General features: G+C 41.6%; 21 protein-coding genes, 1 tRNA gene and 1 pseudogene. 15 read left to right on the top strand and 8 right to left on the bottom strand.

Annotation, left to right across the window (positions count from 1 at the left end; all coding sequences use genetic code 11):
* Positions 1-10: 10 nt before the first annotated feature.
* Together rnr and U5K35_RS02815 are read left to right on the top strand one after the other, a co-directional pair.
* Positions 11-2,167: a ribonuclease R gene (gene rnr / locus U5K35_RS02810; RefSeq protein ID WP_322569964.1), complete on the top strand. Its 2,157-nt coding sequence runs from the start codon at positions 11-13 to the stop codon at positions 2,165-2,167.
* A 21-nt stretch (positions 2,168-2,188) separates the two neighbouring features.
* The gene (locus tag U5K35_RS02815; protein ID WP_322569965.1) at positions 2,189-5,551 is read left to right on the top strand and encodes a hypothetical protein; all 3,363 of its coding nucleotides are present in this window, start codon (positions 2,189-2,191) and stop codon (positions 5,549-5,551) included.
* A gap of 82 nt (positions 5,552-5,633) precedes the next feature.
* Here the strand turns inward: U5K35_RS02815 and U5K35_RS02820 are convergent, their stop codons facing one another.
* Positions 5,634-6,080 (bottom strand): BrxA/BrxB family bacilliredoxin, encoded by a 447-nt coding sequence (locus U5K35_RS02820; RefSeq protein WP_322569966.1) that lies wholly within the window; start codon positions 6,078-6,080, stop codon positions 5,634-5,636.
* Between the two features lie 136 nt (positions 6,081-6,216).
* On the opposite strand from U5K35_RS02820, the gene U5K35_RS02825 reads away from it, so the two are divergent.
* Both U5K35_RS02825 and U5K35_RS02830 read left to right on the top strand, forming a co-directional pair.
* On the top strand, positions 6,217-7,032 hold the full coding sequence (locus U5K35_RS02825) for a hypothetical protein (RefSeq protein WP_322569967.1): 816 nt from the start codon (positions 6,217-6,219) through the stop codon (positions 7,030-7,032).
* A gap of 228 nt (positions 7,033-7,260) precedes the next feature.
* The gene (locus tag U5K35_RS02830; RefSeq protein WP_322569968.1) at positions 7,261-7,767 is read left to right on the top strand and encodes a hypothetical protein; all 507 of its coding nucleotides are present in this window, start codon (positions 7,261-7,263) and stop codon (positions 7,765-7,767) included.
* A gap of 79 nt (positions 7,768-7,846) precedes the next feature.
* Here the strand turns inward: U5K35_RS02830 and U5K35_RS02835 are convergent, their stop codons facing one another.
* On the bottom strand, positions 7,847-8,455 hold the full coding sequence (locus tag U5K35_RS02835; protein WP_322569969.1) for a superoxide dismutase: 609 nt from the start codon (positions 8,453-8,455) through the stop codon (positions 7,847-7,849).
* Between the two features lie 206 nt (positions 8,456-8,661).
* Between U5K35_RS02835 and sthA the strand changes: the two genes are divergently transcribed.
* Complete coding sequence (gene sthA, locus U5K35_RS02840; protein WP_322569970.1) at positions 8,662-10,107, top strand: Si-specific NAD(P)(+) transhydrogenase; 1,446 nt, start codon at positions 8,662-8,664, stop codon at positions 10,105-10,107.
* Positions 10,108-10,184: 77 nt separating this feature from the next.
* Here the strand turns inward: sthA and U5K35_RS02845 are convergent, their stop codons facing one another.
* Both U5K35_RS02845 and aspS read right to left on the bottom strand, forming a co-directional pair.
* Positions 10,185-10,889, bottom strand: coding sequence for a DUF429 domain-containing protein (locus U5K35_RS02845; protein WP_322569971.1), 705 nt, complete (start codon positions 10,887-10,889; stop codon positions 10,185-10,187).
* Between the two features lie 11 nt (positions 10,890-10,900).
* Positions 10,901-12,677, bottom strand: a pseudogene (aspS, locus tag U5K35_RS02850) (aspartate--tRNA ligase).
* 97 nt (positions 12,678-12,774) lie between these two features.
* Between aspS and U5K35_RS02860 the strand changes: the two are divergent.
* Both U5K35_RS02860 and U5K35_RS02865 read left to right on the top strand, forming a co-directional pair.
* Positions 12,775-13,206, top strand: a complete 432-nt coding sequence (locus U5K35_RS02860) for a hypothetical protein (protein WP_322569974.1) — start codon at positions 12,775-12,777, stop codon at positions 13,204-13,206.
* A gap of 121 nt (positions 13,207-13,327) precedes the next feature.
* Positions 13,328-13,969 carry a response regulator transcription factor gene (locus tag U5K35_RS02865; protein WP_322569975.1) on the top strand — a complete coding sequence of 214 codons (642 nt, stop codon included), beginning with the start codon at positions 13,328-13,330 and terminating at the stop codon, positions 13,967-13,969.
* Between the two features lie 263 nt (positions 13,970-14,232).
* On the opposite strand, the gene U5K35_RS02870 is transcribed toward U5K35_RS02865, so the two are convergent.
* Positions 14,233-14,306 (bottom strand) — tRNA-Met (locus U5K35_RS02870).
* An 875-nt stretch (positions 14,307-15,181) separates the two neighbouring features.
* Between U5K35_RS02870 and proS the strand changes: the two genes are divergently transcribed.
* The 4 genes from proS to U5K35_RS02890 all read left to right on the top strand — a co-directional run bounded on the left by proS (position 15,182) and on the right by U5K35_RS02890 (position 19,340).
* On the top strand, positions 15,182-16,651 hold the full coding sequence (gene proS, locus U5K35_RS02875; RefSeq protein WP_322569976.1) for a proline--tRNA ligase: 1,470 nt from the start codon (positions 15,182-15,184) through the stop codon (positions 16,649-16,651).
* A gap of 9 nt (positions 16,652-16,660) precedes the next feature.
* Positions 16,661-18,169 (top strand): NAD(P)H-hydrate epimerase, encoded by a 1,509-nt coding sequence (locus U5K35_RS02880; protein ID WP_322569977.1) that lies wholly within the window; start codon positions 16,661-16,663, stop codon positions 18,167-18,169.
* 17 nt (positions 18,170-18,186) lie between these two features.
* On the top strand, positions 18,187-18,561 hold the full coding sequence (locus U5K35_RS02885) for a VanZ family protein (RefSeq protein WP_322569978.1): 375 nt from the start codon (positions 18,187-18,189) through the stop codon (positions 18,559-18,561).
* 122 nt (positions 18,562-18,683) lie between these two features.
* The gene (locus tag U5K35_RS02890) at positions 18,684-19,340 is read left to right on the top strand and encodes a TonB family protein (RefSeq protein ID WP_322569979.1); all 657 of its coding nucleotides are present in this window, start codon (positions 18,684-18,686) and stop codon (positions 19,338-19,340) included.
* A gap of 71 nt (positions 19,341-19,411) precedes the next feature.
* On the opposite strand, the gene U5K35_RS02895 is transcribed toward U5K35_RS02890, so the two are convergent.
* Positions 19,412-19,819, bottom strand: a complete 408-nt coding sequence (locus U5K35_RS02895; RefSeq protein ID WP_322569980.1) for an NUDIX hydrolase — start codon at positions 19,817-19,819, stop codon at positions 19,412-19,414.
* A gap of 4 nt (positions 19,820-19,823) precedes the next feature.
* Positions 19,824-20,153, bottom strand: coding sequence for a DUF1844 domain-containing protein (locus tag U5K35_RS02900; protein WP_322569981.1), 330 nt, complete (start codon positions 20,151-20,153; stop codon positions 19,824-19,826).
* A 95-nt stretch (positions 20,154-20,248) separates the two neighbouring features.
* Between U5K35_RS02900 and U5K35_RS02905 the strand changes: the two genes are divergently transcribed.
* Both U5K35_RS02905 and serC read left to right on the top strand, forming a co-directional pair.
* A complete protein-coding gene (locus U5K35_RS02905) occupies positions 20,249-21,460 on the top strand; it encodes a DUF1015 domain-containing protein (protein ID WP_322569982.1) in 1,212 nt (403 codons plus the stop codon).
* A 14-nt stretch (positions 21,461-21,474) separates the two neighbouring features.
* Positions 21,475-22,551, top strand: a complete 1,077-nt coding sequence (gene serC / locus U5K35_RS02910; RefSeq protein WP_322569983.1) for a 3-phosphoserine/phosphohydroxythreonine transaminase — start codon at positions 21,475-21,477, stop codon at positions 22,549-22,551.
* 59 nt (positions 22,552-22,610) lie between these two features.
* Here serC and U5K35_RS02915 read toward each other — a convergent pair whose 3' ends face one another.
* Complete coding sequence (locus U5K35_RS02915; RefSeq protein WP_322569984.1) at positions 22,611-23,207, bottom strand: rhomboid family intramembrane serine protease; 597 nt, start codon at positions 23,205-23,207, stop codon at positions 22,611-22,613.
* Between the two features lie 146 nt (positions 23,208-23,353).
* Here U5K35_RS02915 and U5K35_RS02920 point away from each other — a divergent pair, with 146 nt between their 5' ends.
* Positions 23,354-24,031 (top strand): septal ring lytic transglycosylase RlpA family protein, encoded by a 678-nt coding sequence (locus tag U5K35_RS02920; protein WP_322569985.1) that lies wholly within the window; start codon positions 23,354-23,356, stop codon positions 24,029-24,031.
* 302 nt (positions 24,032-24,333) lie between these two features.
* Positions 24,334-25,812: a phytoene desaturase gene (locus U5K35_RS02925; RefSeq protein ID WP_322569986.1), complete on the top strand. Its 1,479-nt coding sequence runs from the start codon at positions 24,334-24,336 to the stop codon at positions 25,810-25,812.
* The last annotated feature ends 441 nt before the right edge of the window (positions 25,813-26,253 follow it).

A 26,253-nucleotide genomic window follows, 5' to 3' on the forward strand; every position in this document is an offset into this window, starting at 1 on the left:
AAAATACAGAATGAGTAAAAAAGACAGATTAAGCTCTTTAGAAAAAAGAATCATAGAAATTTTAAAATCCTATCCGGACGCATCCATACCAATTCCATTACTGATGGATGCCTTATCTTTACCGAAAAAGGGAGAGAAAAAAATAAAGAAAGCCGTAAACCGGCTCAAGCAGCTTGGTCACGTATTTGTAACCAAAGGAAATTTAGTACGCCTTAATGAGGCTACAGAGGATGATGATAATGTTTACACCGGAACCCTGGACGTAACCAGTCACGGAGACGGTTATGTAATTGTTGAAGGCAGAGATCAGGATATTAAAATCTCTCAGCGCTTCATGGGCACTGCCCTGAACGGTGATACCGTTAAAGTAAAACTTACCGGCTATCACAAGAAGAGCAATAAACCCATGGGCAAAATTGAGGAAGTTGAAGAAAGGGCTGATTCTCTTCTTGTGGGTACCCTCAAAGAAGTTGCCAAAAACACCTATTTGATAGAAACAGATCATCAATCCTCGCGGGTCGATTTTTTCGTGGACCCTAAAGATATGAATGATGCCAAACCCGGTGATAAAGTTACGTTCAGGTTGATTCAGTGGGAAGATGTGAGAGGATATCCTCAGGCAAAAATCCAAAAAACATTTGGGCCTGCCGGAAGCAACGAAGCGAATGTGCTCTCAATTTTAGCCGAAAAGCAGTTCGAATCTTCTTTCCCGCCCGAAGTTGAGAAGTTTGCCGAAGAGATACCGGAAAAAATTCCGGAAGACGAAATTAAGCGGCGCAAGGATATGCGCGAGGAAGTGGTTCTGACAATAGACCCCGCCGATGCGAAAGATTTTGACGACGGCTTGAGTATTGAAATACTCGATAACGGGAACTACTATCTTGGGGTACATATTGCGGATGTTACGCACTATATGCCGAGAAGCACCGTATTGGATGATGAAGCCATCGACAGAGCAACCAGCGTCTACCTGGTGGACCGGGTGATACCTATGCTTCCTGAATACCTGAGTAACGGCGTTTGCAGTTTGCGGCCACATGAAGATAAACTGGCATACAGCTGCTTCATGGAAATAGCTCCAAACGGCAAGTTAATTGACTACTCCATAGAAGAGACTGTCATTCATTCCAAACAACGTTTTGTTTACGATGAAGTACAGGAAATTCTGGATGGAAACGCAGATCACCCTTTCAAAACAGAGCTCAAAACACTTGAGAAATTAGCTAATATCTTATTGGATAAACGATTCAATCAGGGATCCATCAACTTTGAAACACCCGAACCTAAGTTTGTTCTGGATGATGACGGCAAGCCGGTTGACGTTATAGTGAAAGAACGTATTTTCGCTCATCGCTTGATTGAAGAGTGCATGCTTATGGCCAATAAAACAGTTGCACTTCATACAGACTCTTTACGAAAGAAAGTACGCGGTGAAAAAACGGCCAAAAGTGATCACCCGTTTCTATACCGCGTTCACGGTGAGCCGGACTTAGAAAAACTGAACAACATCAAGGAAACAGCAAAACCCCTTGGAATTCACTTTGATCTGAAAGGTGGTATTTCTTCAAAGAAAATTAACGATCTGCTCAAGCAGGTTGAGGATACCTCATTGGAAAATATCATTAACGGACTGATGTTGCGTTCAATGGCCAAAGCCGAGTATTCACCAAAAAATATCGGCCATTTTGGGCTTGGTTTTAAACACTATGCACACTTTACCAGTCCAATACGCCGTTATCCTGATGTAATTGTTCATCGCCTGTTGAAACGCTATAATGCCGGATCCAGTGAATACACTTACGATCAGCTGGTTGAACTCGGTGAACATTGCAGCGAGAAAGAGCGTTATGCAGTAGAAGCCGAGCGTGATTCCGTCAAACTAAAACAAGTTGAATTTCTGTCTGAAAGACTTGGTGAAAACTTTAAAGGTACCATCAGCGGTGTAACTGAAAATGGTCTTTACATTCAACTCAATGATATATACTGCGAAGGCATGGTACGCGTTAGCGATCTAAAGGATGACTTTTATGTATTTCACCCAAAATTGCACTGTTTGGTCGGTAGATCAAAAGGCAAAAAATATCGTCTCGGTGATACGATTAACGTAAAAGTTGTCAAAACAGATCTGGAAAAAAGACAGATCGACCTTACCCTAAGCGGTAACTAATTTTTAATAAACTGTGCAAATATGCAGACTCGATACAAATTTTTCCTGATTTTTCTGCTCACTCTATTTCTTGGTACGGCAGTAACAGAACAGCTTTTTGCCCAATATTTCTTTTTTGGAAAAAACCGGGTTCAGTACGATACGTTTGATTGGCGATTCATTGAAACCGATCATTTCGATATCTACTACTACGATTCCAGAAACTACCATTTGGCTCAATTTACTGCAGAAACTGTGGAGTCTTCACTGAAACAGTATAATCAGGTCTTCGATGATCAGCTTACAGATCGTATTCCCGTTATTATTTACGATTCGCACAGTGATTTCTCACAAACAAATGTAGTGCGTCTACCCGTAGACGCTCAGGGAATCGGTGGTGTAACCGATAAGTTCAAAAACAGAATGACGCAACCTTTCATGGGTGATTATGCCGATTTTAGGCGTACTTTACAGCATGAGCTTCTGCATGCTTACATCAACGATGTTTATTATGGTGGTAGTGTACAATCCATCGTTAGTAACAATATTCAGCTCCAATTTCCGCTTTGGTTCGAGGAAGGTTTGGCCGAATACATGTCTCTTAAGTGGGACACCCAAACCGACATGTACATTCGGGACGCAATCTTAAATGATTACCTCCCTCCCATTCAGCAGCTTGGTGGTTTCTTCGCTTATCGCGGTGGTCAGGCATTTTGGTACTTTATTGAAGATCAGTATGGACGGCCAAAAATTACTGAAATATTACAGCGCATTAAATCAACCCGAAATATCAGGCTCTCCCTGGTACAGTCACTCGGTCTCGAAATTGAAGAACTTTCGGAAAGGTGGCAAGAATACTGGAGACAGAGATACTTCCCCGAGGTTGCCGAAAGACAATCTTTAAACAGCGTTGCCACTCAAATTACTACCCGATCTCGATCAGGTTCTTATAACACGAGTCCTGCTATCTCGCCGCGCGGCGATCGTATTGCCATGATCACCAACCGTCGCGGTGTGTTCGATGTGGTTGTAGTAGATGGTACCAGCGGTGAACGCATCAAAACAATAGTGAGTGGCGCAGATAACCCAATGTTTGAGGAGCTAAATATTCTCAACCCAAATCTGAGCTGGTCACCTGACGGCAGTAAAATTACACTCTCAAGTAAATCAGATGGCTCTTACAATTTAGCTATTGTCGATTATGAAACTCTCAACAGTGAGACCATCCGGTTTCCAAGTTTGGACGGTATTAATTCTGTAGCATGGTCTCCCGATGGCAATAAAATTGCTTTTGACGGCAATAGAGGGCCCTATCAGGATATTTTTGTGTACAATTTACAAACCGGTGATTTCCAAACCGTTACGAATGATGTTTTTACAGATGTTGAACCGGCATGGGGTCCCGACTCCGAAACCATTTACTTTGTATCCAACAGAGGTGGGGTATTAGAACCCAATGCAGCCAAGGCCGGATACTCAATCATGCAGGATTACTCATTTTACGAGACTGACCTGTACAGAATTCGTTTGGGAAATAACCGCATTGAGAGACTTACAAGCACATCTAATTGGTCAGAAAGACAACCCACCCTTACCGGAGATGAACGTATGCTTTTTGTTTCCGATCAAAACGGTATTCCGAATATTTATGAGTACGATTTAAATAGCAGAACAGTTTACCCGATTACTGATTTGCAATCCGGTATCATGCAAATTTCTGTTTCCAATGATGGTACAAGAGTTGCTTTCAACTCACTTAATGAAGGATATCCCGATATTTTTATGCTTCGATCACCTTTCGACAGACGGATGAATCGGCAGCTGACACCCAATACATGGGCCCAGGAAAGAGCGGCAACCACTCCCGGCGAGCGCGTACCTGCTATCAGTTATGCACAGGAAATGATTCAAAGCAGAACGCAAGGCAATGTTGTTTCAACCAGGATGTTACAGGATGCACCCGTTACCGGACATGAAAGAATGATTGAGTCGCGGCGTGATACAAGTGATCAAGACACTACTACACAAACGGATCGAATCGATTTTAGAAATTATCAGTTTGGTGAAGCAGTAGTACAAGATACGACCATTGAACTTCGCGACGATCCAAGCAAGTTCGAACCTACTGCAAATACAACGGAGGATGGACTCTTTCAACCTAAGGAGTACCGACTCAGCTTTACTCCGAATTTCAGCTATGCTGCCGGACAAATCAGCACTTATTACGGAACATCGGCCTTTGCATTTGTTACGTTGTCGGATCTATTTGGGGATCATGAAATTTCATTTGGGTCAAACCTTCAGTTCGATCTCAGAAACAGTGATTACACTTTCCAGTATGGATATAAAAAAAATCGCACGAATTTCTTCACATCCTTTTTTCATCAGTCCAGAAACTTTCAAACATTCAGCGGAGAGCTGCTTCGCTTTAGAACGTTCGGAGCTTCAGCGGATTTCCAATACCCGCTAAACCGATTTCAAAGAGTTGATTACGGGGTATCCGGTATTGGATTGGCAAGAGACTTCAGTTCCGTTACAGGTGTAGGAGCAAGCAACCTGAGCAACGAAAGAACTTACTTCCTCTATCCACAGGTTACTTTTACGGGCGACTATACCATTCCCGGATTTATTACTCCACGGGCCGGAAGTCGCTACTCTGTAAGATTCTCAGCCAGCCCTCCACTTACATCGTCAACACCTCAGTTTGCAACACTTTTAGGTGATTACAGAAAATACTTCGATTTGGGCTCAAGATATTCTATTGCGCTTAGGGGTGCCGGAGCCGTTTCTTACGGACGTGATTCTCAAACCTTCTTTATGGGAGGTATGTTGGGCTGGATTAATCAGAGATGGTCGGATGCGGAAATTCCATTCGAACGCCTTGCAGATACCTTTTTCACGCTGCCGGCAACTCCACTTCGGGGTCACGAATTCAATACAATTTATGGTGATAAATTCAGTCTGATCAATGCAGAATTTCGATTCCCACTCTTTGCAGCCGTGCTTCCCGGCCCAATTCCAATTCTTCCGCTTTGGAATATTACAGCCGTCGCATTTGTGGATGCAGGTGCAGCCTGGGGATTTGAAGTACCCTACTCGCGTTTTGTCGATCAAAACGGGGAACCGATTGTTTACTTCGAAAATCCGTCCGGTTTAGACTGGGAAGTTGGCACAAAAAGAGATGAGTTTATTAACCCACAAACGGGTCAGTTGAGAGAAGGTGACCCACAGCAGGGTGATATCCCGGCAAGCTTTGTAGATGGTGACATTTTGATCGGTGCCGGTTTTGGACTGCGAACAATCCTGTTAGGCCTTCCCTTTAGATACGATGTCGGTTGGCCATACGAGAGATCCGGATTTGGGAGCAGCCCGATTCACTACTTCTCTATCGGTATCGATTTTTAATCAATATCTCCAAATAGGGACATAAAAAAACCTCATCTGATAAAAATCGGATGAGGTTTTTTCGTTTTAGAAAAGAATTAAACTATTCGTTTTCCTCGCCGGAAAAGGCGTTGTAAACCATCAACAAATCTTCGGCTACTTCTTCTTTTGTTCGTCCTTCAATTCTGTGACGGGGAATCATTGCTTTGATCTCTCCATCTACAAAAAATGCAAATGCCGGAGAAGAAGGAGGATACTCACTGAAGTATTCTCTGGCTCGCGCGGTAGCTTCTTTATCCTGCCCTGCAAATACGGTTACCAAATGATCAGGTTTATGATCAGCTTTTTCCAACGAAAGACTTACAGCAGGTCTTGCATTACCTGCTGCACAGCCACATACTGAGTTAATTACCATCAGCATGGTTCCTTGATTATACTCCTTCATAATGCGGTCAACATCTTCAGGTGTTTTTAGTTCTTCTACGCCTAAATCCGTAAGTTCTTCGCGCATCCACGAAGTATCGGGACCTACTCCAAATCCAAATTGCATATCTGTCTGATTTTTAAATGCTAAATTTTGTTTGTCTGAATATAACGATATTTCACTACAATATTTTAAACTGCAGAAGCGATTATCTATTGCGATAGAGCTCAAATTGTTAACTTAATTCATCCAACCAATAATTATGATTTTCCGTTTTCATAACCTTTTAGTTATACCCATTCTGCTTTTCGTGGTTTCGTGTGGGAGTACCAATCAATTTAATCCCGCCCCATTAAACTCGTCCATCACTGTTGATGGTAACTTGTCTGATTGGAATACCACCCAAACCTTGTTCGACGATCGCGACCAGGCAAACTACTACTCAGCATACGATGAAGACTTTCTCTATCTGTTTATCGATATTCGCGGTGCAATGAAAGATATGTCGGTCAGAAGATCCGGCTTTACGGTTTACATCAGTGATGATGAAGAAACACGAAAAAGTGTTGGAGTAAGCTTTCCACCGGGAACCTTTAATCTGCTTCGGGAATTTCCGGGCGCTTTCAGTTCATTTACACGAGAAAGCGATTGGATGAGTAAACCTGAAAACCAGGAGTTGATGGAGAATTTGAATGAAGAGCTTTTCGACCGGGTAATGATTATACAGCGTGCCAATAGCGATGGTGATGCTTCATACGGTTTTATCGACTCTTCGCAACTGGAAGTGGATGGAATGAAAATTGCGATTAATTCAGAAAGTCGTACCATCGGGCTTGAAATGAAAATACCAAGAGATGGCACATCTATTTACGGATTTAGCGGTGATAATGTCTGGCTCGGTTTTGCAATTGAACCGCCCGAATTTCGCATTCAGGGAAGTTCGGAATACTCAGCAACTACATCCGGACGCAGAGACCAATATGGCAACCGTCAGCGTCCGCGACGTACATCAAGCGCCGATATATCCCGAAATCTGGGACAAATGGAGCGATGGCATATCATTCAATTTGAAGACTGAGTTTATTAGTTTAACGTGAGTTCGAGATAATTTTACCGATATTCGTCAGTTTGAGCGCAGTTTCGACCGTTTTTTGGTCGGAACGGAGTCGAAAACACATTCCGAGGAAAAAGCATCTTTGAAAATGTATTCAATGTGAATTTTTACATTATTTGAGTCATCTTTGTTTTAACCTTACGTCATTTTAAAACTTAATTCGACTGATCTTTTCAATTAAATCGAGTTGATATGAGATCTATCTTCACAATTCTACTATTTTCACTGATTATTTCAGGATGCTCACTATTTGGCAGCGACGAAGAACCGGCTGAGATCATGTTCACTGTTCAAAACTTTTCTGCTGATGAATTATCAATTACAACAGCGGGTACAAATTCCGGCTTGAACATTTCCAAAAGTGATTTCACAGGTATCGATGATGACCACTTTCCGGGATCAACCAAAAGTTTCAGCACTGATAATGACGGGATGATGACCGTTTCGTTTTCGTTTTTAAATGAAAGCAGCGAACTGTCTGACGGAGAATTTGAACTGGAACTGAGAGAAGACTGGCAGTGGAGTGTGAATTTTCAAATAGGTTCCGCTGACTACAATCCACTCAATGAATGTTTTGGATGCCAATTTTATGAAAGCTTCGAATTAAATTCCATGGCGCTCAGCAATCAAGAAACTGAAGCTGATTCTCTATACGTGGTACTTGGAGGAAATTATATTAGTGAACCGGTAATGTACTAGTTCAAGTCATAATTTTTTTCATAAAAAAAGGCGTCTGAAATCAGACGCCTTTTTAATTCATTAACTATTTCAGGAAAACTTACTTAGCATCCTGGTAGTTTTTCTCAACCTGGTCCCAGTTCACTACATTCCAAAATGCATCAAGGTAATCAGGTCTTCTATTCTGATAGTTTAAATAGTATGCGTGCTCCCAAACATCCACTCCTAGAATTGGAGTAAGTCCATTCATATATGGGCTGTCTTGATTTGCAGTAGAAGCAACTACCAACTCACCTGAGTCATTCACACATAGCCATCCCCAGCCTGATCCAAACTGAGATGCTGCAGTTGAAGAAAATTTCTCTTTAAACTTATCAACACTGCCAAATTTGTCTTTGATGGCTTTGGCCAGATCTCCTGAAGGATTTCCGCCACCTTTAGGCGACATCACTTTCCAGAAAAGGTTGTGATTTGCAAATCCTCCTCCACTATTGATCACTGCCTGTTTTTTATCGGCAGGAACTTCATCAATTCGCTTCAGCACTTCTTCAATATCAAGATCTGCAAACTTATGGCCTTCAAGAGCTGCGTTCAATTTGTTTGTATATCCCTGGTGATGTTTTCCATGGTGAATTTTCATGGTCTTCTCATCAATATGCGGCTCAAGCGCATCGTAATCGTAAGGTAAATCCGGTAGTTCGAATGACATAAATTTTTCTCTTTTTAAATTTAAGTTTATGTTTTGTTAACGCACTTAATAGCATGGCGTTAAACCCTATTCTATTCAGACAAAAAATTACAGACAGAAAACGTTCCAACAAAATTTAAATCTTATTTGGTATTTTGTTTGATGTTGGCTGCTTTTGATAGCTAACTTCAGTCTTATTGCAGTTTTTAAATAATCCAGCACTTATTATGAGTTTTGACTACGACGTAATTATTATCGGCAGTGGCCCGGCCGGATTCTCCTGTGCCATGCAAAGCACCAAATTTGACAAGAAAGTTTTAATTGTTGAAGCAGACGATAATCACCTTGGAGGTTCCTGGCTTAATAAAGGAACGGTTCCCAGTAAAGCGCTAAGAGAGGCCGCTGATCTGATTCAGGATTTCCATTCTCAGTTTGGTGACGAAAAAGGCAGAAAACCCTACGAACGATTTAAAATGGATGATTTGCTTAGCTACAAAAAAGTAGCCCTGGAAAGTAAAAACAAAAAGGTGAAAACCGATCTGATAAAAAATGAGGTGGAAACAGCAAGAGGCTGGGGTGAAATAGTAGATGAACACACAGTCAAAGTTAAAACAAGCCTGAACCAATCTGTTACCTACTCCACAGAAAATATTTTAATTGCCACTGGAAGCAGTCCCGAACCGCCAAAAAATTTCGATATTGATCATAAAAACGTTCTGGACTACAACTCCATTTTAAATATTACTCACATTCCCAGAAGATTGGTGATTGTCGGGTCCGGCGTAATCAGTTTCGAATATGCCACCATTTTCTCTTCACTCGGTACCACTATTACTATTTTAAGCGATTCAGATGAGTTTCTGCCATTTCTGGATCATGAAATCAAAGAGGATGTTTCAAAAGTATTAAAGAAGAAAGGTATTTTGATCCATTCTATAGCAAGCATCAAGAAAGTAAAACGAAATCCACTCAGAACCTGTACTGAGGTTCTGTTTAAAACTCATAAGGAAGACCGTTTGCAGGTTCTGGAAACAGATCAGGTGTTATACGTTGGCGGTAAGTCGCCTAATACTGAGAATCTTTTTGATGAGAAACTCAATATCAAACTGGATAATGAAGGTTACATACACACAGATGACAATTATCGTACGGGTGTGAAAAATATCTTTGCAGCCGGTGATGTTACCGGAAATCCAACATCAGCATCCACATCATTTGTTCAGGGAAGGCTTGCAGCTTGCAGTATGTTTGATATTCCTTCAGAATCACCATCAGGAGATATTCCCTACGGCATCTACTCAATACCTGAAATTTCAGGTATTGGCTTGACCGAACAGCAAGCTGAGGAACTTGGCATTGAAGTAACCGTTGGAAGAGCCTATTACAAAAACCTCACCTATGCAGACATCAGACATAGAACAGACGGTTTGCTGAAACTGGTATTCCGAACAGACAACCTAAAATTGCTGGGAGTTCATATTTTTGGTGACCAGGCAACAGATCTGATTCATCTCGGGCAGAGTATTATGGCTCAGGATGGAACCATCAAGTACTTCATAGAACATGTACTGAACTATCCTACCTATTCAGAAGCCTACAGAATAGCCGCGTTTAACGGCGTGAACAGGGTTTACAAGGCGGGTGTGAAGTACAAAAATATTTTAGAAAAATAAAAACTTACATACTTCATAAATAAAAAACCGCTGTGATTAACTTTCGCAGCGGTTTTTTTAATGTCTCTATCTACTATCTATACGTAATGAATGGCCATCTTCAGCCCTTCTGAATCAACGGGTGGATTCTGTGGAATTGTTTTGATTCCCTTTTCAACAGATCGCTTTGCAGCAAGGGCCAGCGCCATCGAATCAACAATATCATCTTCATCAACCTGATTTCTGCGAAACTCCTCTTTGATATCCCGAAAGAAATCATCGGCTATCTGTTCACGATCAACAATTAATCCAAGACGATGTCTAAGACCTTTTTTGGTGTTTTTTTTCTGATAGATCATCCCGCCATTCAGATTCATAAAAATCAGTTCGGGGTGACTTTCCAGCACAGATTCTCTTAATTCCTGATGTTCAGATAGAACCTGATCCAGCAATCTAATTTTAGGAGTAATATTCCAGGCCTGAACTGTCAGCTTTTTTTCGGTGTACTCATAACTCTGCATATTGGCCTCAACGTATGAGGGAGCATGCAGTGCGGGTCGAATCGGCGGGCTGAATACACTTGGCGCGTACTCTGCTCCAAGAACTTTTCTAAGCTCTCTATCGCACTCGCGAGTATACTCTTCATCTTCCAATCCGATCGGCATATCAATAAATACACGGTCAAACTCCTGAAGAGCTTTTATAAAATCCTCGTTACTCTCAATTACACGGTACTCGGGATTTTCGTCGAAAGTTGTTAGCATCCACCCTGCCTTACACCCGTCAATTCCTGCAGTTTTCAAATCTTTCTAAGTTAGTTATTAGCTGTTTTTCGTAATGATATGTGAAGCTCTTTTAATTGCTCTTCATCTACTTCACTCGGGCTGTTATCCATCGGGCTTTGGGCTCGCTGATTTTTAGGAAACGCGATAACGTCCCGCAGGCTTTTTGCTCCGGACATTAACATTATAATTCGATCGAGCCCCAATGCAATTCCTCCGTGAGGTGGTGCTCCATATTTAAAAGCGTCCAGCAGGAACCCGAATTTCTCTTCAGCTTCTTGTTCATCGATACCGAGTAACGCAAACATGCGCTGCTGAAGTTCCGATGTATGAATACGAATAGATCCGCCACCGATTTCATTACCGTTCAGCACCAAGTCGTAAGCTCTCGCTTTAACTGATTTCGGATCAGACTCGAGCTTGTCAACATCTTCCTCTTTTGGAGAGGTAAATGGATGATGTAGAGCGTGGTATCGCAAATCCTCCTTCGACCACTCAACCAATGGAAAATCGGTAACCCATAAAAACCGGGTCTGATCTTTATCAATCAAATCAAACTGATTTCCTATGATTAATCGTAAACCACCCATCTGCTTGTACACATCCGGCGCCGGCCCGGCCAGAATCAGAACCAGGTCCCCATCTTCTGCTTTGGAGGTATTGGCTATGTTTTGCATGGTCTCATCGTCCAGGAATTTCCCAACGCTACAGGTAATTTCCCCTTCGTTAAGTTTCATGAAAATCATACCGGCAGCTCCCGTTTCTGATGTCACTTTATCAGTCAATCTGTCCAAGGCTCCGCGCCCCATGGTTCCTTCACCCGGAACGGTAATCGAGAGCACACGTCCGCCTTTATCAACGGTTGATTTAAAAATTTTAAACCCGGACTCTGCAACATCATCCGAGATGTCATGAATTTTTACATCAAAACGCAGATCGGGCTTGTCAGATCCGTATGTAGTCATCGCTTCCTCATACGACATTCGGGGGAACGGAGTTTGTAAACCCACATCCAGATGCTCCTTCCAGATTTCTGCCATCAGTTTTTCATGCTCTTGATAGATTACTTCTTCATCTACAAAAGACATCTCCACATCCACCTGCGTAAATTCAGGCTGGCGATCGGCTCGCAGATCTTCATCACGAAAACACTTCACAATTTGGAAATAGCGATCAAATCCCGATACCATCAGCAGCTGCTTATATGTTTGCGGGCTCTGAGGCAGTGCAAAAAACTTACCCGGATTTACACGGCTTGGCACCAGATAATCGCGGGCGCCTTCCGGTGTGGATTTCATAAGTACCGGAGTCTCCACCTCGGAAAAATCACGTTCATGATAAAAATTCCGAATCGTGTGGTATACTTTTGATCGTTAGAATTAAATTCTTCTGCAGCTCTGCTCTTCTAAGATCAAGGTAGCGATGCTTCAGCCGGGTCTCTTCATTTGTTTTCAAGTCATCCTTGATTTCAAATGGAGGAGTTTCCGCTTTTGAATAAACCTTCAGTTCATTCACTTCAACCTCAATCTCTCCGGTTTCCATTTCAGGATTGATGGTCTCTTCGCTTCTATTCAGCACAACTCCCTTCACGCCAATTACATACTCCGACCGTAGATCCTCCGCCATAGAGTGAAGCTCACTGTTCTCCTCATCAAAAACGATCTGTGTAATTCCGTAACGGTCTCTCAAGTCGATAAAAATCACTCCGCCCAAATCACGGCGTTTGGATACCCATCCGTTTAAAACCACTTCTTTTTTCTTATCATCGATTGTAAGTTCACCGCAGGTATGGGTGCGTAACCAACTCATAAAATTCTGTTTAGTATATTTAAAGTCATTTTCTATTTAAGTTTGCTAAAATAAACAATATTGTAACCATTCGCTTATACCCATTTAGAAGTTTTTCATGGAAAATATCCTCCTAATAAATCTTTTTACTTCGTTTTTTCTCTGCGGGCTCATCTGGATCGTTCAACTCGTTCACTATCCATTCTTTATTTACGCTTCTAAAGAGAAGTTTGAAAAAGCTATGGGTTTTCACAGAAAGAGAATCTCACTGATTGTTATTCCGGTCATGTTCGCAGAATTACTGAGTTCTTTCTGGCTTTCATTCTTCTCAAGCACATACACAAATTATCACATAACCGGTTTTATAGTTGTGCTGCTTATTTGGGTAGTTACATTTACCACTCAGGTTCCACTTCACGGTAAACTATCACAAAGTTATGACCACCACGTAATTAACAAACTGGTTAGGTCTAATTGGATTCGGACCCTTCTTTGGTCGACAAAATCAATCATCGGAATTTGGCTGCTTAAGCAGTATTTAATTTTATAAGTAATGATACTTTTTTAGCTGTAATTAGTTAGAAACGAATAATATTTCATCTAACATTCTTTACTTTTTCAAATAAAAAAGTATATTCAAAGTCCTTTTCAACGCAAGTTGGCTTTGGACCATGAATAAAATCAAGGTTTTGATTGCAGAAAATTTTGACATCTACAGACATGGTTTGAGTAGTATACTGTCTGACTCAGCATCAATTTCTGATGTGATAGAGGTAAAGTCTGCAAAGGAGCTAGTCAGAGATTACAAAGATCACCCCGATGCGGTTTGTATTATTTCATCAAACCTGGAAGGCTCCAATATTCACGATTTGATGCAACGGCTAGAACAAAGTACACCTAATCCAAAGGTAGTCATTCTCACATATTCAACTGATGTAAATCATTTGAATCAGTCTTTAAAGGCGGGAGTAAAAGGCTATTTGATGAAAAACTGTTCAGCTAAAGAGCTGCTGGTCGCAGTTAGTGAAGTAGCCAAAGGAGAAAAGTCATTCAGTAAGTCTATCTCCCAAATCATGGCAGACAGATATGCTGATGAGGCTAAAAAACCTTCTAGCGGAAATAAATTAACAAACCGGGAAACCGAAGTTTTAAAACTGATCGTTGAAGGGCACACAAGCCCGGAGATTGCAAAAATGCTTTTCATCAGCCCTAGAACCGTTGAGACCCACCGGTCAAACTTGATGAATAAGCTGAAAATAAAAAATACCGCAGCACTTGTTCGGTATGCTCTTGAAAAAACTGAAATTGGCTGATTACAGTGTGTACGTAAAAGTACGTAGATAAAATTACCCTCTTCTACTTATTGCGCGATCGGCTTGATAAAAGTAAGTTACTTATGCAAATGGGGTAATAGCCGTCTGTAGATGATATTTAGCAGCCTTCTTTGATCGGAGGGCTGCTAATTTTTTTTGGGGATGGTATTCACCGAATCTCACTCTTCATATCGAAACACATCAACTGCCTTTCTCTTTCAATAAAAAAGCCCAACCCAAAGTACATTGGATCAGGCTATGTGTATCGTGGGGCGGACTTGAACCGCCGACCTCCGGGTTATGAATCCGACGCTCTAACCAGCTGAGCTACCACGACATATAAATCAATACATTTCAAATTACAAAAAATCATCGCGTTGCAAGGCTTGAACCGACGTCCCGAACGCTTTCGGGATATGAATCCGACGCTCTAACCAGCTGAGCTACCACGACATATAAATCAATACATTTCAAATTACAAAAAATCATCGCGTTGCAAGGCTTGAACCGACGTCCCGAACGCTTTCGGGATACGAACCCGATGCTCTTATCCTGCCGACACTTCAGAAGTAACTTGTCAGATCATTTATCAGTAAATCAACTCTCTTATCGTTTTCAAGAGAGCATCAAATATATCACTTTTTTTATACAAAGTTGAAACTCAAAACAGCACTTTTCCCAAATTTCTCAAAAAAAAGGCACCCATCCGTTATGGTTTGCATAAATAGCAGTTGTAGCATGAAGATGTCTCTACTTCGTCCCAAAAAACGGGACTTCGATCGACATGACAGCGTGCCGCTGTTATCATTGCGGCGGATCCGGTTTTCAATTAAGTACTCATTCATCAAACCGCCGCAGTTAACACTATTGACTCCTATAATTCTCTTATGCGGCGTAAATCAAAGTCAATTTCAGCTTCCAAACGTCATACGCCGCGTCCTGAACCCCACTCCCTTGTCATATCGTTCAACGGGAGGAACAAAGAGACGACCGGAGTCGAGATATCTCCTTCTTTAAGTAAGAAAGCGAAAGTAAACGAAGTCGAGAAGTCTCCTATTTTTTGCTCCTAACCTCCAAACGAAAGGTGAGAAAAAGTTACTTTACCTTAAGCGCATATCAAGGTATTTTGATACGTCATAAAAATATGCACTGACCTGCTATTTGATAACTAAATGGGCGGGACTTAAAAAATCTGGAAACCACTCTTTACTGATGGCTAAAAAAATAACCGACAGAAACGACGACTACTCTCAATGGTACCTGGATGTGGTAAAAGAGGCTAAACTGGCCGACCACTCGCCGGTTCGCGGATCCATGATAATCCGCCCTAACGGATTTGCACTATGGGAAAACATGAAACAGGCGCTGGATCAGATGTTTAAAGATACAGGACACGAAAATGCCTACTTCCCGCTTTTTATACCAAAATCGTTTCTATCTAAAGAAGCCCAGCATGTAGAAGGTTTTGCAAAAGAATGTGCAGTTGTAACTCACAGCCGATTAAAAAGCGTGGATGGCGGAGTAGAAGTGGATCCCGAATCAAAACTCGAAGAAGAGCTGATTGTTCGCCCAACCTCAGAAACGATTATCTGGGATGCTTATGGCAAATGGATTCAGTCTTACCGTGATCTTCCTATACTCATAAATCAGTGGGCCAATGTGGTTCGATGGGAGATGAGAACCCGCCTGTTTCTCCGAACAATGGAATTTCTATGGCAGGAAGGGCACACAGCTCATGCTACAGAGACTGAAGCAGTAGAAGAGACCCGTAGAATGCTGAATGTCTATAAAACATTTGCTGAAGAGTTTATGGCCATGCCGGTTATCACCGGAGTCAAAACCGAGTCGGAGCGATTTGCAGGCGCGGTTGATACTTACTGTATCGAAGCACTGATGCAGGACGGGAAAGCCCTTCAAGCGGGAACCTCTCATTTTCTGGGACAAAATTTTGCCAAAGCATTTGATGTGAAATTTCAGGACGATGATGGAGAACACAAATATGTCTGGGCTACCAGCTGGGGTGTTTCAACACGCCTGATCGGTGGTTTAATCATGACTCATTCTGATGATAATGGGCTTGTTCTGCCACCAAAACTTGCACCGAACCAGGTTGTGGTTGTTCCAATCTACAGAGGTGATGAGCAGCGAGAAACCGTTTTAAATTATGCTCAGCCAATTATTGATGATCTCCGTGAAAAAGGAATTTCCGTAAAACTGGATAACCGCGACAATTTCAAGCCGGGATGGAAGTTTGCCCAGCACGAAGCTGAAGGTGTGCCGCTAAGAATAGCTGTAGGTCCGCGTGATGTTGAAAATAAAAATCTGGAACTTGCTCGTCGCGATACTTTAGAGAAGAGCATTGTTCCACTTGCCGGAATTGCGGATCATATCGAAGAACTTCTGGAGACTATACAGGACGACCTCTTCAATTCAGCCAAGAAGAGAATGGATGACGCAACCCGTAAGGTTGACAGTTACGAGGAGTTCAAGGAGGAGATTGAAAACGGCGGATTTATCTGGGCTCACTGGGATGGAACAGCGGAAACAGAAGAGAAAATTAAGGAAGAGACGAAAGCTACTATCCGACTTATTCCAATCGATGAAGATGATCCGATTCCAGGAGAGTGCATGGTTACCGGCACCCCCTCAAAACAGCGTGTACTGTTTGCCAGATCTTACTGATATTCATATATGGTTATAAACCCCGACATACCAAAATCGCACCAACTTTATACGGCTGATCAATCTCGCAATATTGATCAAAAGACGATTGAGGAGTTTGGTATAGACGGGTTTACTCTGATGGAAATTGCGGCTAAAGGCGCTGCCAATACTATTCAAAAAGTTACAGGGCTGAACAGGCACGGCCTTTTTATTTGCGGTAAGGGAAACAACGCCGGCGATGCGCTTGCCGCTGCCCGTTATTTGGTTGACAATTCCGATCATGCAGCTACCATTTATTTTGTATTTGGCTCAGACGATCTCAGCCCGGATACCCAAAAAAATCTGGAGCTGCTTCAAAAATTAGATCAACAAGGTCTTCCCATCACGTTTATTGATGATCTCACTGAAAGCGACATCAATACATGTGACTATATTACCGATGGAATATTTGGAACAGGACTAAACAGTGATGTCCGATCCCCCATCGACGAGGTTATTCAGAAAATAAACGGGGCAGGGAAAAAAGTCATCTCCATGGATGTCCCTTCCGGGCTTAACTCCGACACCGGTATGATTCAGGGTATAGCCGTTTCTGCTGATCACACCTGCACTTTTGGAACTCAGAAGATCGGTCTCTTTCTAAACGATGGTCCGGAAATATCGGGCGAAATCTCATTTGTTGATTTGCCATTCCCCTCCTATCTGAGAAAAGATTTTGTGATCAGATTTGATGATGAGCTTCAATCTGAGCTTCCTGAAGTTACCCGAACAGCAAGGCACAAATATGAATCCGGAGTTGTTCATCTTGTAGCCGGCTCAAAGGGATTAACCGGTGCGGCAATTATGGCAGCTAAAAGTGCATGGAAACAGGGTGCTGGATCTGTGATGTTGTATGCACCTGAAAAACTCCTTCCGATATACGAATCGAGTTTGCCCAATATTATTAAAGTGGTGCTGCCCGATTCAGATTCATATAATCCTGATCATACAGAGATTATCCTGAATAAAATTTCTGAGAAACCCGGTGTTCTGTTGATTGGGCCCGGCATTGGTTTAACAACTGATGCGCAGATACTCGCACTCAACCTCCTGAAAGTTTACCAAGGGCCTGCAGTTATTGATGCAGACGCACTATCAGTTTGGGATCAGCTAAAAGAATTTCCAATTGATCAAAAAAAGAACTGGTTGCTAACTCCTCATCCGGGAGAAGCTCGCAACTATTTGAAGTTAATTTTTAGTGACGACTATGAGCGTTTTATAGATACGAGAGAGTTTTCAAAAAAACATCAGCTATCCTTGTTGATGAAGGGAAATCCTGTCTATTTTCACTCGGGCAAACACTCTTTTATATCGGGCTACAACACAACCCCTTTTTCTCGTGCCGGTTTTGGAGACGTGCTTGCAGGAACAATAGCAACCAAATGGGGAATAACCGAGAGTATCCGGTGGGCTCCAATCTTGGCTCTGCTTAGCGGATACAGCACCTATAAAAAATCAAACTCATCTCCATTTGGCCCTGAGCATCTCCTATGTTGAATAAATTTTTTAGCTTTTTGACCAAAAATAAAAAGGTCATTTACACTCTATTCATACTGATTACTGTTGCAATTTTTGCCCTTACACTTCTACCCGCAAACAGATTGGGAAGCAACAGGCTTTTTCAATACGATAAACTGGGGCATTTTATGATGTTTTTTTCCTGGACTTTTTTATTCGGCCTATTGCACATCTCCCGCAAACGAGAAGAAAGCAATTTGGTCTTTATCTTCTTTGCAGGAGCGTTATTCGGTATTGGCATAGAAATCCTTCAGGGCTTAATGTCATTTGGCCGTTCCATTGATCTATATGATGCAATCGCTGACATATTTGGTACCATAACCGCAACTTTTCTACTTTTTTTAACTAAACCTCCCTATCCACCGGAATAGGGTTTGTAAGTTTCTTGGAACTGAATTATAATATCAAACTCCAACTAAACGTTGGATAATTACCTTCAAATCGTTTATACTTGACCTAAGCGTATTTAATCCTTTTAAAAACCCCTTAAACAATGATTGAACGAAAAAAACCGGATGCTGACTTACGAAATTACTATACAGTATTTTGGGAGTTAGGTCTGTTGGCTGCACTGGTAATTTTTATTATCGCTGTACGAATTGATTTAACCAGTGAAAATCCAGAAGAGTACACAATGGACGAACAGGAAGTTGTGGAGATGGAAGAAATTATTCAAACACGTCAAATTGAAACACCTCCTCCACCACCAAGACCTCCGGTACCTGTTGAAGTTCCTAACGATGAGATCATTGAAGACGTTGAAATAAACATCTCTGCTGATCTTGATTTAGGCGGAGCTTTGAGTGCTCCACCACCACCTCCACCGGCTGAAGAAGAAGAGGAAGAAGATTTCTTCGTTGTTGTAGAGGAAATGCCGGAATTGATTGGTGGCCTTGGTGAACTTCAGAGGAAAATAAATTATCCTGAAATGGCAAGACGTGCAGGTATTGAAGGACGTGTTTACATTCAGTTTATTGTAAACGAACAGGGTCAGGTTGAAAACCCACGTGTCATTCGTGGAATTGGCGGTGGTGCTGACGAGGAAGCTTTAAGAGTTGTAAGTCAGGCAGAATTCAAGCCGGGCATGCAGCGCGGACGTCCGGTTAGAGTACAGTATAGTTTGCCGATTTTCTTCAGGCTACAAAACTAATACTCTTTACTAACAACATTTTAAAAGCGTTTTGGATTAACTTCTGAAACGCTTTTTTTATTTTCTGCAGACTATTTTTCTACAAAGGTTTTTATCACATCCACTAAATTCTGATAACCCACCCTATTTAAAGCTTCGAATGGTTCAACCCACTCCAGGTCTGTAATCCCCTCTTCTTTTTGTGGTGTTAAATCTTTTATCTGAGTTGCTTCCATTGAAAACCAGTAGGTTTTCTTGCCAATTTTCTCTCCATTCATTTCATACTCGTGATATGTCTCACAAAGAAACTCATGAATAGCTGGTAAAGGAACACCTACTTCTTCTGCCACTTCTCTTGCCGAACACTCCTCAATAGACTCTCCATCTTCCAGTTTTCCTTTGGGAAGATCCCAGACACCGTTTCTTTTTATCAATAAAATAGTTGGGGGTGAATTTTCTTTATTGTAAAGCACACCCCCGCCAGCCTTAATAATCTTCAAAATATTAATTCTTAGATTTCTTGTCCTCTTCTCCGTCACCTTTCTTCTTCTCGTCTGCGTAATTCAATCGAAGATTAGTGAGGGTTTGCTCCAGGTATTCACTCACCTCTTTAGGCAGATTTCCTTTCGTAAACTGTTGCAGCATGTTTAAAGTGTCAATCGCGAATTTTGCAGAGCTCAAATCCCTTTCAATTTTTTCGGTCTGCGGATTCTGAATCTTACCCATACCCATCATAGCAATTTGCTGATGCTGCTGAATAAGCATTACAAAAAGTAGTTGTTGCTGCTGTTCCGGACTTAGATTTTCCGGTGTTTTTTCATTTTCTTTACTCATAATTATTGGTTCGTTCTTATTTAAATTCAATGCGATGAAAACGTAAAGAGTTTGTATACTTATATGAACCTGAAAATACAAAAACAAAAGACTAAATGGCTACTATTCAACCCTTCAAGGGATGGCTTCCCAAGCCGGAGCATGCTGATGAAATTGCATGTGTCCCATATGATGTCATAAACACTGAAGAAGCTATAGAGCTTGCCAAAGGAAAACCTAACAGCTATTTACACGTTATACGGCCCGAAATAGATCTCCCTGAGGATACACCTTTTAACGATGATCGCGTATATAAAAAAGGAGCTGAGAATTTAAAATCGCTTTTAAAGTCTAAGCTTTTTGAACAAGATGAAAAGCCTGCGGTTTATATTTATCAGATGGAGACTGAAAATCATACTCAAACCGGTGTATTTACCTGCGCCTCTGTTCAAGACTATGATGACGATACTATTTTAAAACATGAGTTGACCCGTCCTGATAAAGAGGACGACAGAACCAAACACATTCTCACGCAGGAGGCTCATGCTGAACCGGTTATGCTTACCTATCGTGATTCTGAAGATGTCTCATTCCAAATCGAAAAAATAACGCTCACAAATCCACCCTATATCGAACATAAAGGTGAAGGAGGCGTTGTTCACAGGATATGGAAGACCTATACCACCGCTGATTTCGTAAAAGGTTTTTCTGAAATTGAGCACTTATATATTGCAGATGGTCACCATCGATGTAAGAGTGCGTCCAGAGTTGCGGAACAGCTTCGGAATGAGAGGAATGTATTCCCGGGAGAAGCAGAATTTGAATACTTTCCGGTTGTTCTTTTCCCAATGTCTCAAATGAAAATCCTGCCCTACAACAGGGTAATCAAATCTGTTTCTGAAAAGAAGTTTAACGAAATTGAAAAGAAGTTTAATCTGACTCAAACCGACCAAAAGTCACCCGCCGAGAAAGGCACAATCTCTATCTACTACTCCGGTAAGTGGTGGAGCATGAATCTGCCTGATGCATCATCAGAGAGTATCTCATCATCGCTCGATGTAGCTCGCCTGCAGGATGGGTTTTTAAACCCTGAATTTGGTATCGAAAATCCCAGAACTGATAAAAACATCAGTTTTGTCGGCGGAATCAGGGGCACAAAAGAGCTCGAAAAACTTGTTGATGCGGGCAAATACGATTTGGCAATCAGCATGTATCCAACAGATATTCAGGAGCTTTTGGATGTTTCTGATGCCGGTGAACTTATGCCACCAAAATCTACCTGGTTTGAGCCAAAAATTAAATCCGGTTTAATCGTACACACATTTTAAAAAATAATACCATTATGAAAAGAGTACACAATTTTAGCGCTGGTCCGGCAACACTTCCTTTATCAGTTTTAGAAAAGGTGCAAAATGAACTGATCGATTATAAAGGAAAAGGTGCCTCTATCATAGAAATGAGTCATCGAAGCCCTGAATATACCGAGGTTAACCGTCAGGCGGTTGAAAGACTAAAAGAAATTACCGGTGCCGATGATGACTGGGAAATTTTATTTCTGCAGGGAGGTGCAAGCAGCCAATTTATGATGGCGCCCCACAATTTCCTGAATACAGAACGTATCGCAAATTATATCGATACCGGAACATGGTCTGCAAAGGCGATTAAAGAGGCTAAACTTTATGGTAAAGTACACACATCATTCTCAGGAAAAGAAGGCGCATACAGCCATATTCCAACGAACGATGAGCTTAGTTTTGCAGATGGTGCAATCTACACTCACTTTACAAGTAACAACACTGTGGCAGGAACACAGTTTCCTTCAGAGCCGAAAAGTAATGCTCCGCTGGTGTGTGATGCTTCATCCGACTTTTTATCCCGCCCCCTCGACCTGGAAAAATATGGCCTGATCTATGCGGGAGCACAAAAAAATGTAGGGCCGGCAGGTGTTACAGTTGTGATGATCCGAAAATCATTTTTGGAAAAACAGCGACCCGAAGCTATCCCAACCATCCTGAACTATAAAACCCACGTGGAAAAACTTTTCAATACTCCACCCGTTTTTGCGGTTTACATGGTCAACTATGTTCTGGAGTGGATTCAGGAAAAGGGCGGTCTATCTTACTTTGAAAAATTTAGCAATCAAAAATCTGATCTGATCTATTCGGAAATTGATCAGGATGAATTTTACAGAGGAACTGTGGAGAAGGATGCCCGTTCCAAAATGAATGTTACCTTTAGATTACCCTCAGAAGAACTCGAGAAGAAATTTATCACTGAAGCAGCTTCTCAAAATCTCATGAATCTGAAAGGGCACAGAAGTGTAGGCGGTGTAAGAGCCAGTATCTACAACGCATGTGAAATGGAGAGTGTTAAAGCCCTCGTTGATTTCATGAGCGACTTTAAAACAAAGAATGGATAACCTGATTTAAATATTCATCGGATGACATGTGGCGTCATCCGATGTAATATTTATTGATTCTATATCAGCCCGAAAAGTGTAAGAATGTGATCTACACTGTTGGGTATAAAAAATATCATATAAAGAATTCCCCAGATTGCACCGGCTATATGGGCTTCATGATTCACATTTCCTCCCTCCCGTTTACTTTCAAACACGCTGTAGAGCAAAAATAGAATCCCAAAAATCCAGGCGGGTATTGGAATGGGCAATAGAATAATGACAATTTTTTCTGTCGGATAGAGAAATATAAAACCGAACAGAACACTTTCAACGGCACCGGAAGCTCCAAGTGTAGCGTAGTTTGGATTTTCCCGATGGCGCACCAATGAGGGAATTGCAGAAAATACCAAACCGGAAAAATAGAGAGCGAGATAGTGATATGTGCCAATTGTCTGCTCTATCACAACACCAAAAAAGAAGAGTACAAACATATTTACCAACAGATGCCCTATTCCGGCATGTAAAAAACCTGATGTGATCACTTCATACCAAGTTCCGTCCCTTACGGTTCTGTAAGGCCTGAGCATTCCCAAATCCATTACTTTTGGGTTTATATATAAAGCGATAATTGATATGAAACCTGTGACTGCAATAAGTGTTAGAGTAACCGTCATAAATAATCTCAGTTTTGAAAGAAACCATGAATATAATAAAACGGTAATTCTTTAGAGCATGAACTTTCTTTTACCGGATTTTTCTTAAGCGTTTAAATTGCTAATTTCTTCCATCTCGAAATCCATATTAATTAATCAACCAAAGCATGTACCGGGTTTTTAAACAGCTACTGCTACTCTCTTTTGCGGTATTATTTATTTCTTCTTGTGGAATTACCCGAAAGAGCTCTGCGCCCGATCGGGCCGATTACTCTGATTTTTCTCCCGGTGCTGTAATTGAATCCGGTGTAGCCAGCTGGTATGGTCCAAACTTCCACGGAAAGCTTACAGCGAACGGAGAAACCTACAACATGGATGGTTTAACAGCTGCTCATCGCAGTCTTCCGTTTAACACGGTCGTTCAGGTTGAAAATAAAGTCAATGGCAAAACTGTAATTGTCAGAATTAACGACAGGGGACCATACGCTCACAACAGAATTATCGATCTGTCCCGTAAAGCAGCCCGGGAAATTGACATGATTGATGCGGGAACCGCAAACGTAGAGATCTTTCTGGTGGAGGAAGGAGACCGTCCCCTATCCGATCAAAACATGGGAAGTATAGAAACTTTTACAGTTCAGCTGGCATCTTTCCAAACCCGTAGCGAAGCTGAAAATTTTCTAAAACAGATATCCGGTGCAAGAATAGAGACTGTTCCTGTAGCAGGTAACACTGTATACAGAATTTACTACGGTACTTACGATAAACCGGAAGAAGCGCGTACCACCATGCAACGGTTGAAAAGGCAAGGTTTTGATGGTTTTGTGAAACAGACACAGAATTAACCCGAATAATTCACGATAGAGCATATTAAAAAGTGTTATACTGTTGATATTAATGATATTTATATGTTTTATCACGTTTCCCAAATTTGGGCTTAAATTGTTTCAGCAAAATTTTACTGTGTACGGCGTTGAATTGAAAATAGTTTACTCAGGGTACCTCAGTACCCTTCCGTCACCATTCCCACTTCGCCTTGTTCACACTTAAATTTCTTGGTGAATAATCCGGGTTAAATTTGTACCCATTTTATGGATTGATTTTTCCATCAATAGGGTTAACATGCCATAACTCAAAATCAATTTATATGAAAAAAGATATCATCGTTATTGGGAGTGGATTTGGCGGGCTTGCCACAGCTTCCAGGCTATTATCAAAGGGACACAACGTTAAAGTATTTGAAAAAAGAGATAAACCCGGTGGGCGGGCATATGTATACGAAATAAATGGCTTCAAATTTGATGGAGGACCTACCGTTATTACCGCTCCGTTTATGTTTGATGACATCTATGAAGCCGCCGGCAAAAAGCGTGAAGATTATTTTGAACTCGTTCCTTGTGATCCATTCTACAGAATTTTTGACCATCACGGAGAACCGTTCGACTATAATAATGATCACGAATTTATTTTGTCAGAAATCGATAAGAGAAATCCATCTGACAAAAAGGGCTACGGAGAGTTTATCAAAACAACAAAGCCTATTTTTGAAAAGGGATTTGTTGAGCTGGCAGATAAGCCTTTCCTGAAATTTACCGACATGCTGAAAGTGGCTCCCGATCTCATCAAGCTGCAGTCACATAAATCAGTTTACAAATATGTCTCACAATTTATCGAAGATGATTTTCTGAGACGCGCATTTTCTTTTCACCCGCTTCTGGTTGGTGGAAACCCTTTTGACACTACTTCCATTTACTCGATGATCCACTACCTGGAGCGCGAGTGGGGAGTTCATTACGCAATGGGCGGAACAGGATCCATCGTAAACGGTCTGGTAAAATTGATCGAAGAGCAGGGAGGAGAAATCCATCTCAACTCCGAAATTGATGAAATATTGGTGGAAAATGGAGAGGCAAAAGGAATCCGGTTAAAAGATGGCACCGTCCATAACGCCGATATCGTGGTAAGCAATGCAGATGTTGCTTTCACGTATAAAAACCTGATCGACAAAAAACATCGCAAAAAATACACCGATCGAAAAATTGAGCGCACGAAGTACAGTATGTCACTTTTTGTGATCTATTTTGGCACGAAAAAACGCTACAACGACACCAACCTCGAGCACCACAATATCATTTTAAGCGAGCGGTACAAGGGCTTACTGGAAGACATCTTCCGCAAGAAAAAACTCTCTGATGATTTCTCTTTGTATCTGCACATGCCTACTAAAACAGATCCATCCATGGCTCCGGAAGGTCATGAAGCATTTTATGTGCTTTCACCTGTTCCCCATTTAGATGGGGATGTTGACTGGAATGAGATGGCTCCAAAGTATCGTGATGCAATCATGCAGTTTTTGGAGGATAACTATCTGCCGGATCTACAGGAAAACATTGTAGCCGAGCACTACATTGATCCACTTCACTTCCAAAATGATCTGAATAGCTTTAAGGGTTCCGCATTTTCCGTAGAACCGATTCTAACGCAATCTGCATGGTTCAGGCCACACAACAGAAGTGAAGACGTAGATGATCTCTATTTTGTTGGAGCCGGTACCCATCCCGGAGCTGGACTGCCGGGCGTACTCTCGTCCGCAAAGATTGCCGAAGATTTAATTGAAGAGGGTTAAGACTGAGAAAGGAATAATGAAGAGTTGATTTATTCAAAAATAGAGAATCAATTTGACACCCCTCTAAATTTCATTTCACGTGTCGCTATCACTCGCTATAGCTTCGTGGGATAAAAGAAGAACGCTCGGAGCCCCTTATTAGGCTACCGTATGTAAACAAATTTGTTTAAAGATTATTAGCTAAGTAAATCTTAAATAATTTTCCGGAGATTCCTCCACTGCAACCCCGACAAAAAAAGCAGTCGGGGTTTGCGGTCGGAATGACAGGCTCTACATGGGAATTGGCAGCGGGCAGCTTCCAACCTTTTCCCAAACACAGCCAGTTATGCCCGCTGCTGCCTTATCCAAAATGGTCTTGTCGTCCCGACTAAGAGAGCTTGACTGCCGAAGCTTTAGCAAAGGCAAGCGAAGCGAACGCATGGAGGGATCTCACTGATAAAG

Source organism: Rhodohalobacter sp., from assembly GCF_034521535.1.
GTDB lineage: Bacteria > Bacteroidota > Rhodothermia > Balneolales > Balneolaceae > Rhodohalobacter.

What these genes read in the sequence shown, in the direction of transcription:
- rnr (WP_322569964.1), top strand. Translation starts at nt 11, where the DNA reads ATGAGTAAAAAAGACAGATTAAGCTCTTTAGAAAAAAGAATCATAGAA.
- U5K35_RS02815 (WP_322569965.1), top strand. Translation starts at nt 2,189, where the DNA reads ATGCAGACTCGATACAAATTTTTCCTGATTTTTCTGCTCACTCTATTT.
- U5K35_RS02820 (WP_322569966.1), bottom strand. Translation starts at nt 6,080, where the DNA reads ATGCAATTTGGATTTGGAGTAGGTCCCGATACTTCGTGGATGCGCGAA.
- U5K35_RS02825 (WP_322569967.1), top strand. Translation starts at nt 6,217, where the DNA reads ATGATTTTCCGTTTTCATAACCTTTTAGTTATACCCATTCTGCTTTTC.
- U5K35_RS02830 (WP_322569968.1), top strand. Translation starts at nt 7,261, where the DNA reads ATGAGATCTATCTTCACAATTCTACTATTTTCACTGATTATTTCAGGA.
- U5K35_RS02835 (WP_322569969.1), bottom strand. Translation starts at nt 8,455, where the DNA reads ATGTCATTCGAACTACCGGATTTACCTTACGATTACGATGCGCTTGAG.
- sthA (WP_322569970.1), top strand. Translation starts at nt 8,662, where the DNA reads ATGAGTTTTGACTACGACGTAATTATTATCGGCAGTGGCCCGGCCGGA.
- U5K35_RS02860 (WP_322569974.1), top strand. Translation starts at nt 12,775, where the DNA reads ATGGAAAATATCCTCCTAATAAATCTTTTTACTTCGTTTTTTCTCTGC.
- U5K35_RS02865 (WP_322569975.1), top strand. Translation starts at nt 13,328, where the DNA reads ATGAATAAAATCAAGGTTTTGATTGCAGAAAATTTTGACATCTACAGA.
- proS (WP_322569976.1), top strand. Translation starts at nt 15,182, where the DNA reads ATGGCTAAAAAAATAACCGACAGAAACGACGACTACTCTCAATGGTAC.
- U5K35_RS02880 (WP_322569977.1), top strand. Translation starts at nt 16,661, where the DNA reads ATGGTTATAAACCCCGACATACCAAAATCGCACCAACTTTATACGGCT.
- U5K35_RS02890 (WP_322569979.1), top strand. Translation starts at nt 18,684, where the DNA reads ATGATTGAACGAAAAAAACCGGATGCTGACTTACGAAATTACTATACA.
- U5K35_RS02900 (WP_322569981.1), bottom strand. Translation starts at nt 20,153, where the DNA reads ATGAGTAAAGAAAATGAAAAAACACCGGAAAATCTAAGTCCGGAACAG.
- U5K35_RS02905 (WP_322569982.1), top strand. Translation starts at nt 20,249, where the DNA reads ATGGCTACTATTCAACCCTTCAAGGGATGGCTTCCCAAGCCGGAGCAT.
- serC (WP_322569983.1), top strand. Translation starts at nt 21,475, where the DNA reads ATGAAAAGAGTACACAATTTTAGCGCTGGTCCGGCAACACTTCCTTTA.
- U5K35_RS02915 (WP_322569984.1), bottom strand. Translation starts at nt 23,207, where the DNA reads ATGACGGTTACTCTAACACTTATTGCAGTCACAGGTTTCATATCAATT.
- U5K35_RS02920 (WP_322569985.1), top strand. Translation starts at nt 23,354, where the DNA reads ATGTACCGGGTTTTTAAACAGCTACTGCTACTCTCTTTTGCGGTATTA.
- U5K35_RS02925 (WP_322569986.1), top strand. Translation starts at nt 24,334, where the DNA reads ATGAAAAAAGATATCATCGTTATTGGGAGTGGATTTGGCGGGCTTGCC.